The organism is Methylomonas sp. Kb3 (genome assembly GCF_002834115.1).
GTDB lineage: Bacteria > Pseudomonadota > Gammaproteobacteria > Methylococcales > Methylomonadaceae > Methylomonas > Methylomonas defluvii.
The window spans coordinates 77,141-93,496 of the sequence record NZ_PIZT01000005.1; the positions used below are offsets into that span (position 1 = coordinate 77,141).

Annotated in this window: 17 protein-coding genes; 1 reads left to right on the forward strand and 16 read right to left on the reverse strand. The window is 50.9% G+C overall.

The window, feature by feature from the left end; genetic code table 11:
- Nucleotides 1-8 precede the first annotated feature (8 nt).
- A complete protein-coding gene (locus CWO84_RS04040; RefSeq protein ID WP_276308146.1) occupies nt 9-197 on the forward strand; it encodes a formate dehydrogenase subunit delta in 189 nt (62 codons plus the stop codon).
- A gap of 148 nt (nt 198-345) precedes the next feature.
- On the opposite strand, the gene CWO84_RS04045 is transcribed toward CWO84_RS04040, so the two are convergent.
- From CWO84_RS04045 to tilS, 16 genes are all read right to left on the reverse strand, one after another.
- A complete protein-coding gene (locus tag CWO84_RS04045) occupies nt 346-1,674 on the reverse strand; it encodes a TolC family outer membrane protein (protein ID WP_240617954.1) in 1,329 nt (442 codons plus the stop codon).
- Complete coding sequence (locus CWO84_RS04050; protein ID WP_165786264.1) at nt 1,671-2,318, reverse strand: response regulator transcription factor; 648 nt, start codon at nt 2,316-2,318, stop codon at nt 1,671-1,673. Before CWO84_RS04050 ends, CWO84_RS04045 begins: the two co-directional genes overlap by 4 nt.
- A gap of 21 nt (nt 2,319-2,339) precedes the next feature.
- Nucleotides 2,340-3,698 (reverse strand): HlyD family type I secretion periplasmic adaptor subunit, encoded by a 1,359-nt coding sequence (locus CWO84_RS04055; RefSeq protein ID WP_033158837.1) that lies wholly within the window; start codon nt 3,696-3,698, stop codon nt 2,340-2,342.
- A gap of 1 nt (nt 3,699) precedes the next feature.
- Nucleotides 3,700-5,850 carry a type I secretion system permease/ATPase gene (locus CWO84_RS04060; protein WP_101051826.1) on the reverse strand — a complete coding sequence of 717 codons (2,151 nt, stop codon included), beginning with the start codon at nt 5,848-5,850 and terminating at the stop codon, nt 3,700-3,702.
- Between the two features lie 111 nt (nt 5,851-5,961).
- Nucleotides 5,962-6,999, reverse strand: a complete 1,038-nt coding sequence (gene truD / locus CWO84_RS04065) for a tRNA pseudouridine(13) synthase TruD (protein WP_101051827.1) — start codon at nt 6,997-6,999, stop codon at nt 5,962-5,964.
- 206 nt (nt 7,000-7,205) lie between these two features.
- The gene (locus CWO84_RS04070; RefSeq protein WP_101051828.1) at nt 7,206-7,493 is read right to left on the reverse strand and encodes a hypothetical protein; all 288 of its coding nucleotides are present in this window, start codon (nt 7,491-7,493) and stop codon (nt 7,206-7,208) included.
- A gap of 141 nt (nt 7,494-7,634) precedes the next feature.
- On the reverse strand, nt 7,635-8,108 hold the full coding sequence (gene ispF / locus CWO84_RS04075) for a 2-C-methyl-D-erythritol 2,4-cyclodiphosphate synthase (protein ID WP_101051829.1): 474 nt from the start codon (nt 8,106-8,108) through the stop codon (nt 7,635-7,637).
- Nucleotides 8,105-8,800 (reverse strand): 2-C-methyl-D-erythritol 4-phosphate cytidylyltransferase, encoded by a 696-nt coding sequence (gene ispD, locus CWO84_RS04080; RefSeq protein ID WP_101051830.1) that lies wholly within the window; start codon nt 8,798-8,800, stop codon nt 8,105-8,107. The genes ispF and ispD overlap by 4 nt, the downstream gene beginning before the upstream one ends.
- Nucleotides 8,801-8,803: 3 nt before the next feature.
- Complete coding sequence (locus CWO84_RS04085; RefSeq protein WP_101051831.1) at nt 8,804-9,073, reverse strand: septum formation initiator family protein; 270 nt, start codon at nt 9,071-9,073, stop codon at nt 8,804-8,806.
- Nucleotides 9,074-9,171: 98 nt separating this feature from the next.
- Entirely contained in the window at nt 9,172-10,458 is a 1,287-nt protein-coding gene (gene eno / locus CWO84_RS04090) for a phosphopyruvate hydratase (protein WP_101051832.1), read from the reverse strand.
- Between the two features lie 9 nt (nt 10,459-10,467).
- On the reverse strand, nt 10,468-11,301 hold the full coding sequence (gene kdsA / locus CWO84_RS04095; protein WP_026601940.1) for a 3-deoxy-8-phosphooctulonate synthase: 834 nt from the start codon (nt 11,299-11,301) through the stop codon (nt 10,468-10,470).
- A gap of 12 nt (nt 11,302-11,313) precedes the next feature.
- Nucleotides 11,314-12,951 (reverse strand): CTP synthase, encoded by a 1,638-nt coding sequence (locus tag CWO84_RS04100; RefSeq protein WP_033158830.1) that lies wholly within the window; start codon nt 12,949-12,951, stop codon nt 11,314-11,316.
- A gap of 128 nt (nt 12,952-13,079) precedes the next feature.
- Entirely contained in the window at nt 13,080-14,552 is a 1,473-nt protein-coding gene (locus CWO84_RS04105) for a diguanylate cyclase (protein WP_101051833.1), read from the reverse strand.
- A gap of 13 nt (nt 14,553-14,565) precedes the next feature.
- Complete coding sequence (locus tag CWO84_RS04110) at nt 14,566-14,763, reverse strand: hypothetical protein (RefSeq protein WP_033158828.1); 198 nt, start codon at nt 14,761-14,763, stop codon at nt 14,566-14,568.
- 2 nt (nt 14,764-14,765) lie between these two features.
- Nucleotides 14,766-14,960: a hypothetical protein gene (locus CWO84_RS04115; RefSeq protein ID WP_101051834.1), complete on the reverse strand. Its 195-nt coding sequence runs from the start codon at nt 14,958-14,960 to the stop codon at nt 14,766-14,768.
- Between the two features lie 31 nt (nt 14,961-14,991).
- Nucleotides 14,992-16,320, reverse strand: coding sequence for a tRNA lysidine(34) synthetase TilS (gene tilS, locus CWO84_RS04120; RefSeq protein WP_101051835.1), 1,329 nt, complete (start codon nt 16,318-16,320; stop codon nt 14,992-14,994).
- Between the last annotated feature and the right edge of the window lie 36 nt (nt 16,321-16,356).

The window sequence follows — 16,356 nt, forward strand, 5'->3', positions numbered from 1 at the left end:
TCATTAAAATGGCCAATAACATTGGCGCTTTTTTTAAATCCGAACCCGATCGGGAATTGGCCATTAAAGGCGTTGAACAACATATCCGCAACTTTTGGGAACCGCGCATGCGTAAAGCGATTGTAGAATACGTGCAACAAGGTGGTAAAGAGTTGATGGAGATAGTGTCGGAAGCGGTATTGCGTATTGCCAAGTAGCTCTAGCTGGTCAAATTGTATTGAATCAGTTTATCGACCAGCGCTCCAAACGGCTCATCAGCCTCATTGAAAACTTCTCCCCAAATAGGTTCAATTTGGGGGGAAGTCTAAGTCTCTACCTAGCCTTAACTATTAACGATTGATCGCCTTAGTCAGCGGCACTAAGCGGTTGAACTTCGGCTGGCAAGGTCGTACCCAAATACTTATTCAATTGGCCTTTGCTCGCTAAAATCCGGAATTGCGAAAACAACTCGTCATATTTGGCATTGATATACGAACTTTTGGCGATATAGGCTTCGTTGAAGGTATCCAACAAGTCCAATAACGTCCGTTGCCCGATATTGAATTGCTGCTGATAAGCGCTGATAGTCTTCTCGCTGGCATCGACGTGCTGTTTAAAAAACTCCAGCTGACTTTTCACGGTTTGGTGAGCCACCCACGACAAACGCATGCTTTCAATCACCTGCCTATGCGTATTATCGCGAATATCCTTGGCCTGATTGATCAACTGCGCGGTTTGCTCGCGACGGGCCACATCCTTACCGCCGTTAAAAATGTTATAGCGCATGCGTAACATCGCGGTCATATCCGAGTTGGTACCGCGAATACCGTCCAGATTGTAGTTATGACTGACGCCGGTCTCAATATCAAAACGCGGAAAATAAGGCGCCATTGCCGTAGCATGTTGAGCAAATGCCGAATCGATATCGGAATTGGCCGATTTCAGAATAGGATGGTCGGCCAACGCTTCCTCTATGGCTTGATCAAGCGTCTGAGGCAATGCGGCTTCAGGGGACTGAATCGGCTGAATCCCTTCCGGCAGCATACCTATGACTCGCAAGAAACTGGTCTCGGCATCTTTCAAATTACCGATTTCGGACAACACATTCTTTTCCGCCAAGGCTACCCGGCCCATCGACTGGTCGACGTCAGCCCGTTTGCCCACGCCGCGTTCACTACGCAGTTTGATTTGATCGTTGGTACCTTGATGACGTTGCAGATTTTCCTTAGCCAGATTCAACAACTCCTGACGTCGCAACACCTTGATGTAGGCTTCAACACCATCAAGCGCGGTTATTTCCGACCGGCCAAATACGGTGTAGGCTCGTGAGTCGGTGCGAGCTTCCTGTCTCTCCACTTCATTCGGAGTAGCCAGACCATCAAACAACATTTGCCTGGCCAGAATCGCCCCTTCCTCCCTATGATAAAAAACCGAGCCGTCACCGCGGCCCCGAGTGGTAGGGTTATTCGATTCTTCCCAGCCGATGCCGGCTGTGACATCCACCGTTGGAAAATAGCCGGCCTTGGCTTGGCCGATTTCCTCTTCAACCGCGCGGCGTTCTGATTTGGCAGCTTGGACTTGGGGATTTTCATCCAATACTTTCTGAATAGACTCTTGCAAACTCAACGCCTGGCTGCTGGATACACAGGCCAAATGCATGGCTATTCCTAAACTCAAACTCCTGCTGACTCTCATAACATTCCTCTCTGATATTGGTCGATTTCTTTTAACAATAGGGCTAATCTCAATCGGTCGTCGACATTCAATTTCCTAAAAATCGACGATAAATGCGCTTTTACAGTACGCTCGGAAATATTCATCGCAAAAGCAATACGCTTATTACTTTCGCCCTGCCGTATCATGTCCGCCACTTCCACTTCGCGCGCGGATAAACTAGCCAGTTGCTTTAGCTTTAGTTCGGTATCGACAGTATTAGGTGCAAGTTGTGGACGCCTGGCACTGGTCAACACACCAATGACCTTGGGCACCAAAGCCCGACGAATCCAAATATCGCCCGCCAAAATACAAGCTACCGCACGAGTTAAAAGTTCCGACGCTTCGGATTGTTCGCAATAGCCGGCGGCACCGTTAATCAGCACCTCGATCTGCTTATGTTCCGGCCAATCGCAACCCATCACCAGAAACCGGACCTTTTTGTTAGCAAAAACCGTTAACAAACTGGCATCGTCATCCAGTTTTTTTGCATCGAAAATCACTGCATCGGCCGTATATTCGCTGCGGATACTGTGCAGCATACTAACGTTATATTCCGCGATCAGCGCATGAGTCCACTGCGCCGTCAGCTGAGGATTATTGGAATAAATCAGTATGTTAGCCACAAATGTAATTGTTGTTATGAGTTATCGTTCTCTTAAAGCCCTATCCCTGGCTTTCAATATCGGCTTTAAGAGGTAATCAAGCACTGTTTTTTTTCCGGTTAAAATATCAACTTCCGCGGTCATCCCGGCAATGATTTCCAAGCGTTCGCCGCCCTTTTCCAGGTAATTTTTAGCGGTGCGCAAACGAATCAAGTAGTAACTGTCTTCATCTTTCTTTTCGCCGGGTATGCTGTCGGCGCTGATATGTTCCAAAGAGGCCTCCAGGCCACCGTAGATCGAAAAATCATAAGCGCTTAGTTTTACCACAGCTTTCTGCCCAGGGCGAAGAAAAGCAATGTCCGCCGGCCGAATTTTCGCTTCTATCAACAACTGATCTTCCAGCGGCACGATTTCCAGCAAATCCATGCCGGGTTGAATAACGCCGCCCACCGTAGCCACCTTGATGCGTTTTACCGTGCCTTTTACCGGCGACAGCACTCTGGTACGGCTAACCCTATCTTCTAAAGCAACGGCAGATTCGGATGTACGATCCAGTTCCGCCTTCACCTCGTTCAACTCTTTCAAGGCTTCGGTTTTATAACGAATCTTGATCTCCGCTAATTTGTTACGCGCTTCGTCCAATGACGAACGTAGCCGCGGCATCGCCAGATTGGCAGAATTCAGCTCGCCCTTCAAATCGTTGGCAGCACGCTGCAAACGCAATAATTCAACTTGCGACATCGCCCCGTCAGCCACCAGCGGTTCAGACATCTTCACTTCGTCTTGCAATAATTTGTAGCTACGCGCCAACTGGTCGCTTTTCGATTGAATTTCAATAATTTCCTGCTCTTTCTGCCGTACCTGCTCGGCGAAAATGTCACTATTCGACCTGATTTCGCTCTGCTTGGAAACCAGCAATTGCCTGGCATTCTCGGCAATTTGCGGCGCGTTTTTCAAAACCTCCTCAGGAATCGCCAAAGGCGTGCCGTTGACTTCGGCATTCAAGCGCGCGGTATTCGCCAGTAACTCGTAATACTTTAACTTGGCTTCCTTAAACGAGGAAGCAAAACGGACTTGATCGAGTTGCAGCAACACTTGATCCTTGTCCACCAATTGGCCTTCTTGAACCAATATTTCCGAAACGATACCACCCTCCAGATTCTGCACCACCTGGACCTGACTGGACGGTATGGTCTTGCCGTCACCACGTGTGACTTCGTCCAAGCTGGCAAATCCGGCCCAAACCAAGGCCACCACCACAAATGCCACCGATGACCACAGGATCAAATGGCTTTGCAAGGGTAATTCGTAAAGATTGGCGGCGTTGACGTCGCTTAAAAAGCCCTGATCTTCGGCTCGATAGCGATGCTCAGCGCGCCACTCGGCTATTTTTTTCAACATATCAAATAGCCACCTTGATCTGTCCTTGGCGCAAGGCTTCCAGCACATGATCCTTGGGACCGTCGGCGACCATATGTCCGCCGTCCATTACGATCAATCTATCCACCAAACTCAGCAACGACATGCGGTGCGTAACCAGTATCAGAGTCTGTTCGCCCAATTGCGCGGCAAACCGCTGTTTAAACGCCTCCTCGCTACTGTTGTCCATCGCATTGGTCGGCTCATCCATAATAAAAATGGATGGCGACAACAGCAAAGCTCTAGCCAGCGCAATACTCTGCCGCTGCCCACCGGACAAGGATGCACCGCGTTCGCCCACTTGCAAATCAAAACCCGCAGGATGTTTACTGACGAATTGATCCACACCGGCAATCGCCGCCGCTTTTAACACCGCAGCGTCATCGGCGTAGCGTGAACCCAAGACAATATTGTCCTTCACGCTGCCAAACATTAAGGCAATATCTTGCGGCACATAGCCGATTTGCCGGCGTAAATCGGAAGGGTCGATTTGGCGAATATCGGTGCCGTCTATCAATATCGAACCCTCTTGCGCCTGATATAACCCCAGCATCAATTTTTCCAAGGTACTCTTGCCGGAACCGATGCGGCCGATAAACCCCACACGCTCACCAGCCTTGATCTTAAACGTAATGCCGTCCAGGGCCTTGACCGGTTGCTGCGGATAGCTGAAACGGACGTGCTTGAACTCTATCTCGCCCTTGAAACCCGGCCTATGCAAATAGTCCTTGCCACTCTCGCGTTCCACCGGTAAGGCCATCATGCGGTTAAACGACCCCAAGGCGGTGACAGCTTGATGGTAACGGGTCAATAATGCAGCGACCTGCCCGACCGGCGCCAAGGCCCGCGAGGTCAACATCGTGCAAGCCACCAGGCCGCCGGTCGTCAAATCGCCATCAGTAATCTGGTAGACACCGGCCACCACCACCAGTACCGATGCCAATTGCTGTAGGAAAGCAGTCAAATTGACGGTTAAGCCGGCATAAAACCGCGACTTTAACCCCAGCCGGGCAATTTCGCCGACATTCTGTTCCCAACGGCGCTGCAATTGCCCATCCGCACCGGCCGTTTTGATAGTTTCCAGATTGGACAGCGCTTCCACCAACGTGGCATTTTTCTCGCCGCCGAATTTGAACATGGCGTTGATCGTGTTCTTTAACGGCGCCTGCAAGGCGATACCAATCAACATGGCCAACGGTAAAATCGCCAACGGAATCAAAGCCAAACTGCCGCCGACGCTATAAATAATCACTAAAAACAAAAACAAAAACGGCAAGTCGATCAATGTCACCAGCGTCGCCGAGGTCAAAAACTCGCGAAACGATTCGAATTCGCTCAGGTTGTTGGCAAATGCACCCACCGATGGCGGCCTGGCTTCCATGCGAATATTCATCAGTTTTTCAAAAATATTCGCCGACAAGATAATATCGGCGCGCTTACCGGCCGCATCGATAAAATAACTTCGCAGCAGCTTCATCGCCAATTCAAAGCCAAACACGATCAGCACGCCTACCGTCAGTACCCACAAAGTTTCCAGCGCGTGATTCGGCACCACGCGATCATACACATTCATGAAAAATAACGGCGCCGCCAAAGCAAACAGATTGATTAATACCGAAGCCGCCAACACTTCCGCATAAATCGGCCAAGATTTATACAGGACGTCCCAAAACCAATGTTTGACCTTAGGCACCGCCGATTCCGCGGTTCTGCCGTCAAAGCGATGCTGTAATTGCACAAAAAAAGCCGAACCGCTGTAACTGGCTTGCAGCTCCGCAACGCTAACAATCTTTTCGCCGCTCTCGGTTTCCGGCAACACCACGGTATAGTTTTCTGCGTTCTTGGCAAGCAACACGCAGGCGTTGCCATCTTTAAGCAACAACACTGCCGGCAGCACCAAATTGGAAATTTTCTGCAAGGGCCTGCGCAACAAGCGGCTGGTCAAACCGGCGCGTTCAGCGGCTCGCGTAAACAAGGCCGGTGTTAATTTATTATCGACTAAGGGCAGCCCTGCCACCAAGGCCGTGGCGGTTTGCGGGATATGCAACAACTTGCAGACCGACAGCAAAGCCAACAATAAAGGATCGTCAAACGTGGAATCTGCTGGTCCGGATATCTGGCCGCTATCAGGCATGGAGGATGTGAGTAGAAGTTATAGTTCTTATAACGCTTAGGCGCGCTACTGTACTTAAGTATTATAAAGCGCTGCCATTACAACTTAAAAAGCAATTTTATCAAAGCAAATTCAATCACCGGCACCAGGTGCATCACCGATAATTTCCCGTAACAAGGCGGTGGCATAGCTACCGGCGGGCAAATTGAAGCTCAACTTGAGTTGATTGTCCAACCACTGCCACGCCATATCTTGCGGCAATGCGCGCAAGGCCCGACGATCTGCTTCCAGATCAAACGCAAGCAATCCGTCGGCTACGGCTGCGTTAGCGGCAATCACGGCGTCTTCTATCGCACCAGCCTCAGCTGTGGCAATCTTACCGCCACGACCCCACATGATCCCGGTGGGATGAATATCGCCATGCTCGACACGTGCCGAGAGACTGACGTCGTTGGTATCGCCGGTAAAACAGCTATTACTGCCGTCTAGCTTGAATACATCGCCACTTATCGCACGCTGCCAATTGGCTTGCTCGACGCGCCGGGCCAAGATTAAATTGAACAAATACGAGCGCGCCGCCGACAGATACAAGGAACGTTGTTCGCGTTTGACCTTGGCACCGGCAAACATGGCCAGCGCGCGCTGGATATTTTGGCCGTGATGCCCGAAACGCTGCGGGCCGAAGTAATTGGGAAAACCCTGGGCTTTGATGTGTTGCAACTGCTTTTCGGCAAGTTCTTGATCGCCTGTCCAATTGCGGATCAGCAAAGTAAAGCGGTTGCCGGCCAATACGCCGCGCTTAAGTTTCCGGGCATGCCGGACCGTTTGCAAAACCTGCAACCGGTCGGTTTCGATAGCTGACCAATCCGGATCAGCCTTACCCGGCAACCACACGCTGAACCATTGCCGAGTGCGGCCGTGTCTATCCTTCAGACCGGCGTAGCTGACATCTTGTTGTCTGACACCGGCATGGCGAGCCAACTGCCGTGCCACATATTCGGTGTTTTCGCCGATTTTTTCGATATGCAGGAATACATGCTCGCCACTGCCTTCCGGCTCAAACGATAGAATTTCTTCGACGACGAAATCTTCAGGCTCGGTTTTAATGGCGCCGGCACCGGACGGGCCACCGTAGGCGTAAGGCCATTCGGGTAAACTAAAATCTGTCATTGGAGATTTGGTCAAGTTGTTGCAATACGAGTGCATGGATGCGGGAGGTATAGCGCCACAGGAGCTGTTGCCGAGACGGCACCCGACATATCAGGGTTGTTACCAATAAATTATCCGGAAACGCTACGCGCCCCCTGGCCGACCTAACCAAAATTTTCGTTGCCCTGCTTCAGCGTATCGCGCAGCAAACCAAAATGTTCAGAAAATTAGCTTGGTTGAAAAAGTATAAAAAAAACACCTAACACAACAAAGAAGATTCCAACCTTAAAGGTAAGGTAGTGCGAGTGATAATACTCTTCCTCCGTAGTTGGCGGACGTGAGTCATTTTGCGCGTCTAAATACCCTTTAACTCCCCTTTTTTGCCTGCCGCTTAGCCAAGGAATCATCCCGGAGCTAATAAGGATAGTGATACCAAAAAGCACAATTCCGAAGCCGTCGCCATAGTGCTCGAAGCCATAAGCAATAAATTCGCTTATGGCGTCATTTCTACTCATAGTCGACTCCTTAATTTACAGAGCATCAACACCAAAAATCTGAGGGGACGCACCGCATACCGAACGAAGGCCGTAACGAAGACACTAGCCAGAAGGTGCGCGGTGAGTGCCTTCTGGCTAGATCAGCCACTAATAAGGTTTTTATTTCTCAATCAACACCACCACCTGCACCGCAATACCTTCCTTGCGCCCCTCGAAACCCAGTTTCTCGGTGGTAGTCGCTTTGACGTTGATGAAATCGACATCGACAGCCAAGTCGGCAGCGATGTTGGCGCACATGGCCGGCACATGGGGGAGCATTTTCGGTGCCTGGGCGATGATGGTCACATCGGCGTTGACTAATTTGTAGCCTTTTTCCTGAACGATTTTATAGACGTGGCGTAGCAATACGCGGCTGTCAGCGCCCTTGAATTCGGGGTCGGTGTCTGGAAAATGCTTGCCGATGTCGCCTAAAGCCGCCGCGCCGAGAATGGCGTCAGCTAGTGCATGCAGCACCACGTCGCCGTCGGAATGGGCTTCCAGGCCTTTTTCGTAGGGAATTTTTACGCCACCCAAAATGATGTGGTCGCCGTCGTTGAAACGGTGGACGTCGTAGCCTTGGCCGACTCGGATCATGCTTGTTGCTCCATATAAAATTGCGCCAGCGCCAGATCTTCCGGCCGGGTGATTTTGATGTTATCGGGACGGCCTTCGACGATTTTCGGCTGAAAACCCAACAATTCCAGCGCACTGGCTTCGTCTGTAATGGCCGGATTGCCTTCGGTTTGTTGTAGCGCATCGCGCAACATGCCATATTTGAACATCTGCGGGGTCAACGCGCGCCAGATGTGCTTTCGATCAACCGTAGCGGTAATAGTATCGCCATCCACATTCTTGAGCGTGTCGTGCGAAGACAGCGCTAAAATGCCGCCGACTGCATCGTCTTTCAGCGTGTCAATTTGCAGATGAATGTCAGAAGCCGTCAGACAAGGCCGAGCGGCGTCATGCACCAGCACCCAGTCGTCTTCGGCAGCCTGGCCTTGCAAAGATTTCAGAGCCGATAGTACCGAGTCGGCCCGCTCTTTCCCGCCAGGTGCGGTAATCACCTGCGGATGTTTAGACACATCCAACTCCGGCCAATACGGATCTTCAATGGATATTGCTACAGCCACGGCTTGAAAAGCGCCGGACTGCAATAATCGGTCTAAGGTATGTTCAATGACGGTTTTGCCGGCCAGCGGCAGATATTGTTTAGGGCGGTCGGCTTGCATGCGTTTGCCGACGCCGGCTGCCGGGACAACTGCCCAGCATTTAGGAGTTTGATTCATGCTCTACTCAAGCACTTGAAAGAAGGTTTCGTTTTCCTTGATCATGCCCAGCTCGTAGCGGGCGCGTTCTTCGATGGTTTCCAAACCGCGGCGCAAATCCAGCACCTCGGCATATAAGGAGTCGTTGCGTTCCTTTTTTTCCTGGGCTTCCTTGGTCAAGGTTTCCAGGCGCTCCCGATAATCGCTAATCTGCGAGACGCTGGCATCACCTAGCCACAACCGATACTGGAAGTGAACGATTAACAGGATGATGATGGCGATCAGGGTTTTAATGGCGGTATCTCAATGTAGGTTGGGTTATGCTCGATAGAGCGTAACCCAACATCGTAGAGCAATCATGTCGGGTTACGCTTAGCTAACCCGACCTACATTTATTTGGACAACATTTTAAACGCGCTGCGGCCGGCGTATTTGGCTTTGTCGCCCAACTCGTCTTCGATTTTCATCAGACGGTTGTATTTGGCAACCCGGTCGGAACGGCTCAATGAACCGGTTTTGATTTGACCGGTACCGGTAGCAACCACCAAGTCGGCGATGGTGGTGTCTTCGGTTTCGCCGGAACGGTGAGAAACCACGGCGCTGTAGCCCGCAGCAGCAGCCATATCGATAGCTGCCAAAGTTTCGGTCAAGGTACCGATTTGGTTGACTTTGATCAGAATGGAGTTGGCGATGCCTTTCTCAATACCTTCTTTCAGGATGGCAGGGTTGGTCACGAACAAGTCGTCGCCGACCAATTGAATTTTGCCTCCCAATTTTTCGGTTTGATATTTCCAGCCGTCCCAATCGTTTTCGTCCAGACCGTCTTCGATGGAGATAATGGGGTATTTATCAACCCACGCAGCCAGGAAATCGACCATTTCTGTAGAATTGAAACTGCGATTTTCCGCAGACAGCACATATTTACCGTCGTCGAAATATTCTGAAGCAGCAGCGTCCATACCTAAATAGATGTCAACGCCTGCTTTGTAACCGGCTTTTTCGATCGCTTCCAAGATCACTTCAATGGCTTCTTCGTTAGAAGACAAGTTAGGCGCAAAGCCGCCTTCGTCGCCGACAGTGGTCGCCAAACCGCGGCTTTTCAATACTTTAGCCAAGTTATGGAATACTTCGGCACCGTAACGGATCGCTTCGCGGAAGGTTGGCGCGCCAACAGGCAAAATCATGAATTCTTGCAAATCCACACTGTTGTCAGCGTGCGAACCGCCGTTGATGATGTTCATCATCGGTACAGGCAGAATGAATTCGCCGGATTTGTTCAGGAATTTGTACAACGGTACGCCGGCTTCTTGCGCAGCAGCACGGGCAGCCGCCATGGAAACACCCAGGATAGCATTGGCGCCGATGCGGCTTTTGCTTGGAGTACCATCCAACGCGATCATTTTTTCGTCCAGCGCGGCTTGGTTGTTGGCGTCCATACCCACAACGGCTTCACGAATTTCGGTGTTGACGAAGTTAACCGCTTTCAACACACCTTTGCCCAAATAACGGGATTTATCGCCATCGCGCAATTCAATCGCTTCGCGTTCGCCGGTGGAAGCGCCGGATGGCACCATCGCGGTCCCGACGACGCCGGATGCCAAATACACTTCCGCTTCCACAGTCGGGTTACCGCGTGAATCCAGAACTTCTCTTGCCTTTACGTCTACTATTCTTGCCATTATTTTGCCCTATAGTGTGGTTTCAATCAGGCTGGTGGATTTAACAGCCCGGTCTATCGTTACTAACATTTCCAATAATTCTTTCATGCGGTGCAAGGGCCAGGAGTTCGGGCCGTCGCTCAACGCTTCTTCGGGTTTGGGATGCGATTCCATGAAAAGCCCGGCAATGCCCACTGCGACTGCCGCGCGCGCCAACACAGGCACATGCTCACGCTGGCCGCCGGAGACATTTCCCTGCCCGCCCGGCAACTGCACGGAGTGGGTGGCATCGAATACCACCGGGCAACCGGTGTCGCGCATCACGGCCAGCGAACGCATGTCCGAAACCAAATTATTATAGCCAAACGACACGCCGCGCTCGCAAACCATGATTTGCTGATTGCCGGTGGCCTTGGCTTTGGCAGCGACATTGGCCATATCCCAAGGCGCTAAAAACTGGCCTTTTTTGATATTCACCGGTTTACCCAAGGCGGCGACGCTTTGGATGAAATTGGTCTGGCGGCACAGGAATGCCGGGGTTTGCAATACATCCACCACCGCCGCAACTTCTTCTAGCGGCGTATCTTCATGCACATCGGTCAAAACCGGCACATGCAATTGTTGCTTAACCTTTTCCAGAATCTGCAAACCTTTTTCCAGACCTGGCCCGCGAAAACTGCCCAAGGATGAACGGTTGGCCTTGTCGAATGACGATTTATAAATGAAAGGGATATTCAACTCGTCGGCTATTTCTTTCAATTTACCGGCGGTATCCATCGTCATTTGTTCGCTTTCGATCACACAAGTACCGGCGATCAGGAAAAACGGCTTATCCAGGCCGACTTCGAAATTACATAATTGCATGTTTAACCTTGTTTATGCCCCTAGAGGGTGCTTCTTGTGTTTGGCGGCCGCTTCGACGAAGCCTGAGAACAGCGGATGACCGTTACGCGGTGTCGAGGTAAACTCCGGATGAAATTGGCAGGCTAAAAACCAGGGGTGATCGGGCAGCTCAATAATTTCCACCAAGCGCCCATCCAGCGATTTGCCGGAGAAACGCATACCCGCCGCTTCCAATTGCTTCAAATACTGATTGTTAAATTCGTAACGATGGCGATGGCGTTCGGTGATCACGTCTTTTTGGTACAACTCGAACGCCAATGAATCGGATTTTAAACGGCATTTTTGCGCACCCAAGCGCATGGTGCCGCCAATGTCGGAATCTTCGTCACGCACGTTTAATTGGCCTGCTTCATCCATCCATTCGGTAATCAAACCGATGATAGGGTGTGGGCTATTCGGCAAAAACTCGGTGCTATGCGCACCTTCCAAACCGACCACATCGCGAGCAAACTCGATAACCGCGGACTGCATGCCCAAACAAATGCCCAAGTAAGGAATCTTGTTTTCGCGGGCGAAGCGTACCGTAGAAATCTTGCCTTCCACGCCACGCTCGCCAAAACCGCCCGGCACCAGAATCGCATCGACATCTTTCAGCTTTGCGGTGCCTTCGGCTTCGATGGTTTCGGAATCGATATAAGTGATTTGCACCTTGTGACGGGTGTGGATCCCAGCGTGAATCAAAGCTTCGTTCAAGGATTTGTAGGCATCGGTGTGATCGACGTATTTACCGACGATGGCAATATTGACTTCATCGGTGGGGTGAGTCAGGCCATCGACCACTTTCTCCCAAGCCGACAAATCAGCCGGCGGCACGTCGAGGCGTAACTGAGCCACGACGATGTCGTCCAATCCTTGTTCGCGTAGTAACAGTGGAATGCGGTAGATGGTATCGGCGTCAATCGCGGAAATAACCGCTTTCTCGTTGACATTCGTGAACAAGGCGATTTTTTTACGCTCACTGGCCGGAATCGGCTGCTCGGAACGGCAAATCAAAATGTCCGGCTGAATACCGATGGTGCGCAGCTCTTTGACGGAATGTTGCGTCGGTTTGGTTTTAATCTCGCCGGCAGACTTGATGTAAGGCACCAAAGTCAGGTGGATAAATACCGCCCGGTCTCGACCCAATTCCACGCCCATTTGCCGGATGGATTCCAAAAACGGCAGAGATTCGATGTCACCAACCGTGCCGCCGACCTCGATCAGTGCCACATCGGTACCTTCTGCACTGGCATAAACGCGGCGTTTGATTTCGTCGGTAATATGCGGAATGACCTGTACGGTCGCCCCCAGATACTCGCCCTTGCGCTCGTTGCGCAACACTTGCTCGTAGACCTGGCCGGTAGTGAAGTTGTTTTTCTTGGCCATTGTGGTTTTTAAAAACCGCTCGTAATGGCCTAAATCCAGATCGGTTTCCGCGCCATCCTCCGTCACAAATACCTCGCCGTGTTGAAACGGGCTCATGGTGCCGGGATCGACGTTAATGTAAGGATCGAGTTTGGTGAGAGTAACTTTCAGGCCGCGATCTTCCAAGATGGCTGCCAACGATGAAGCGGCTATCCCTTTTCCCAAGGATGAAACCACTCCGCCGGTGATGAATATGAATTTTGTCATGAACGTTTGGCGCCCTGTTAAGCAATAGCAAGGGGGTCGAAAAGCGGCAAATTCTAACAGTTTTATGGTGCAATTGCCTTTTTAATTGCCAAAGCAAACTGAGCAGGGATCTCGATTATTGAAAAACATCAACGAGATTCGGCAGTAAACACCAACTGATTTTTGCCACGTTGCTTTGCCAGATACATCGCATCGTCAGCACATTTAATCAACAATTCGGCTTCGAAATGATCGGTGGGATACATGGCAATGCCGATACTGGCACCAATTTTGACAGTCTTTCCATGAATTAAAAATGCTTGATTGATCGCTTTCAACACATTTAGCGCCACTTGCTTGGCTGCTAACACCGAGTGCAGCGACGTTAGCACGAATACGAACTCATCGCCGCCCAAGCGCGCGACGGTATCCACTTCACGGCAACATTGTTCAAAACGTCTAGCCACCGCTTGCAGTAATTCGTCGCCGGCATCATGCCCCATTTCATCGTTGACATCCTTGAAACCATCCAAATCCAAAAACAGTACTGCCAAAAATGTCGAATCGCGCTTGGCGCGCAGCAAGTCTTGCCGCAAGCGCTCGATCAACAAACCACGATTCGGCAAACCGGTGAGTTGATCATGAAACGCCAAATGCATTAATTGTTTTTCCTTGCGCTCCTGCTCGCTGACATCGGTAATCGTGCACAAACTAATCTGATCGTTAAACTCGAACAGGGTTTGAGTGTTGATTTTGGCGACAAAGGTGGAATTGTCGCGCCGCAGCCCCAGCATTCGAGCATTGTCCGCAATAATCAGTTCTTTTAAAGGCTTGCCGATCAAGACCTGATCGCCATATCCGAACAACTGATTGGCGGCCTTATTGACGGAAAGCACACTTTCGTCTCGGCCATACAAAACGATACCGGTCTCGATGGAATCGATAATATTGCGCAAGGCCTGCACATTGCCCTGCGATTGCTTGATTTGCGCCAGCAAACGTTTGCAGACCAGAGCAAAATTCAACAGCGCCAGTAATAACAGACTAGCTTGCAAGGTACGCAAGTAGAACACTTCCTTGGTAGCGTTCTGCTGCAATGCTGTAGTAAGTTCATTCATCAACCCCAGCAATTGCGAGTTATGCATCAACAATGTATTTAATGCCGGCCGCAAAACCTCGGCATCAACCCCTGCACCACCTTGTTCAACCGGCAATAAACGTTTGTGGATCAAAGTCCAAAGCTGGGACGCCGAGACCGTAATCATTTGCGTATTGGGGGCTTCGGTGGCAGCCAGATAAACCGGTTTGCCATCACCGCTACTGGTCATGCTGCCCTGCAAAAATCCGTTTAAGGTTTTATCGAACAAATCGACGGCATCGGAAAATTCGCTAAAAGCGTTGTGCTTCTCCGCGTCGGTTTGCGCGACATGCAACATCAGCAAAGATTTGGTCATGCGCTGCGACAACATGCGCTGGCGGCCGGACAAATTAATAGCCAACGCACTCTTTTCCAGCTTTGCAGAAATCCAAAAATTAAGCCCCAGCGCCACCGCATCAAACACGATGAATAACACCACCGGAATGAAAATCGCCGGAAGCTTGCCGCGGGTCTTTTCGGTCATGTCAGGCGGCCGCTTATAAGCCCTGATCTACGCCACTTTGTAACTTGGGCCACGTACTGAATGCAAACACCCAAATCATGATGACGTTGAGTATCGGCACCAACAAAACCAGGACCCAGCGCCCATCGAATCCGGCTTTTTCCAAAATCCGATAGCCCAACCACAGGCAAAACAGCATGAATACCGGTAACAACACAAAAAATAGTTCCATGGCTAGCGCTCCTGTTTTGTGTTCGGCCACTCTTGGAAGGCCAATTGCAAAAACACGATCAATAATCCAAAGACCGGCAAAAACACTAGCGCCGCCCACGCTGGGTTTAGCCCGGCTTTTTTATAGATCAGGATCGCCGGAATCGCGATCATCATGCCCACGATCATGGCCTGAAGTATCTCGGGAAACATCAACATGACACCTCCTAACAGTTTTCGTTGCCTATCATTACACGCTTTCGAATGCGCGCCAATCCAATTGGTAACAAGCGTCCGTCGCGCTGAGCCAAGCCCATTCCGCTATCCATAAGCCTGCTACCGCAGCCAAGCGGCCATTTAAATAAATCAAAGGCCGAATTTCTCTTTCCCAAGGCGGAACCCCAGCCTCTTGATAAAGTTTTTTTAGACAATGATGACCGGCTCGGCCAGGCATTTTAAACGTTTCGCCACCCCGCCTTGGCTCCACCGTCACTATTGCACTATTCCACAAGTTTTTAGATAGCCCGGCCGATGCAGTGCTTCTGGTCAATACATAGCCATTGCCTAAGGTTATCCGCTCCTGCTCTTGGTTCCACGGCTTTGCCTGAGTTTCTTTTTGTAAACGTTGCAGAGGGATGCAATACAATTTTTGCCGATATTTTCGGATGGAATGGCCTTGAATATTAATTTGCGGCAACGCATCGGCACGCCCACCAATCAACTGCTCAACCAGCGTTTGCAATACCGCTTGGCTCGGCGGCTTTAAACCCTTGCGGCCAAGCCAGTGCCGTAAAAGACAATTCAGTTGCATTGCCGTGAGGGCTGATAAATCGGCGATATTGAAACTGCCATCGGTCGGATCGACAACCGCCTGCAAGATCTGCTCCGCCCAAACATCTATCATCCGTGCCGCGTCGCCACAATGCCCGGCCGAACGCGCAACCGTTTTATCCAGTGCTGGCCAGCGCTGTTTTAATAAGGGAAGAATGTCGTTACGCAGGTAATTGCGGTCGAAATCGCTGCTTTGATTACTGGGATCTTCCACCCACTGTAAACCTTGAGTTTGCGCATAGCGTTGTATCTCGACCTTGGCCACATTCAATAGCGGCCGCAGCAGTTGTCCTTTCCCAAACGCACTGGTAATCGGCATGCCGGCCAAGCCTGACACACCGGCGCCTCTGAACAATTGCAACAGCATGGTTTCCATCTGATCCTCGCGGTGCTGGGCCAGCAGGATAATATCGTCGACAGCCAATAATTCCTGTAGCGCCCGATAACGGGCCTCTCGTGCCGCCGCCTCCGGGCTTTCGCCGTTGTTGGCCCGCGCATCAACCGTTAACAATTGAAAATCCACACCTAAGCGCTCTGCTTGCCGGCGACAATGCTCACCCCATCCCGCCGACTCGGCTTGCAAGCCGTGATCGACATAAACGGCAATAATTTTGCCGGTGAGCGACGGCAAGCCAACGCATAAATCCAGCAGCACCGTCGAGTCCAAGCCGCCGCTATAAGCAACGAAAACTTTCCGATACGCGGCAGGTAATAATGCAGCGATGACCTGAGAATTGAGATCGGGCATGGTTTACTCACAAAAAAGGCCGATTTGACTCGGCCT